The sequence below is a fragment of the Vibrio sp. 1288 genome (assembly GCF_033344475.1).
On record NZ_JAWPOX010000155.1, the window covers coordinates 1 to 1,039 of the forward strand.

Annotated in this window: 1 protein-coding gene; it reads left to right on the forward strand. The window is 47.6% G+C overall.

Annotated elements, in window-relative coordinates:
- Positions 1-1,039: dicarboxylate/amino acid:cation symporter (locus tag R8O11_RS25285; RefSeq protein WP_318194620.1), on the forward strand; the 1,039-nt coding region annotated here is incomplete at both ends.

Here is a 1,039-nt window from a genome sequence, read left to right on the forward strand (position 1 = left end):
GGTATGGTTGCGGGTATCTTGACAGGATTTGCAATTCGCACACTTTTTGCCGACAACGGATTTGTCGACGCATACATCGTTAATGGATTATTTGAAGTTGGTGGGCAGATCTTCGTCGCCAGCTTAAAAATGCTTGTCGTACCACTAGTGTTTGTTTCACTGGTTTGCGGCACGAGCTCTCTAAAAGACCTTTCTACATTGGGTCGCATGGGTGGTAAAACCCTTGCTTTCTATATAGCAACGACCGCTATCGCTATCACACTTGCGCTTACAATGGGCACGCTATTCCAACCGGGAGCTGGCGCTGATCTGACAGCAGCAAGCTCATTTAAGTCGGCAGAGGGGCCGTCTTTGGGTCAAGTGATCATCGATATGTTCCCAACCAACCCAACCAGCGCGATGGCAGAAGGTAAAACCCTGCAAGTGATCGTATTTGCGGTTCTGTTTGGTGTCGCGATCAGCGCAGCAGGTAAGCCTGGTGAGCGAATTGCAGCATTCTTCTCTGATCTAAACGAAGTGATCATGAAGCTTGTAGCAATTTTGATGAACCTAGCTCCATATGGCGTGTTCTTCTTGATGGCGAAGTTGTTTACTGGTCTTGGCTTAAGTGCCATCGTCAACCTAGCCGAGTACTTTGTTGTGTTAGCGGGCACACTATTGCTTCACGGCCTAGTGACTTACAGTCTAATGCTAAAAGGCTTTACTGGCCTTAGCCCAATTACGTTCCTACGTAAGATGGAAGACGCAATCATGTTTGCCTTCTCAACGGCATCATCAAACGCGACCATTCCAGTGACAATGGAAACAGCAAAACACCGCATGGGCGTAGATAACCGTATTTCATCATTCACTGTTCCTCTAGGTGCAACCGTGAATATGGACGGCACAGCCATCATGCAAGGTGTCGCAACCGCATTTATTGCTCAAGCATTCAATATTGATTTGAGCATGGGCGATTACATGATGGTTATCATGACCGCAACACTTGCGTCTATTGGTACTGCGGGTGTTCCTGGGGTAGGTCTTGTCATGCTTGCTA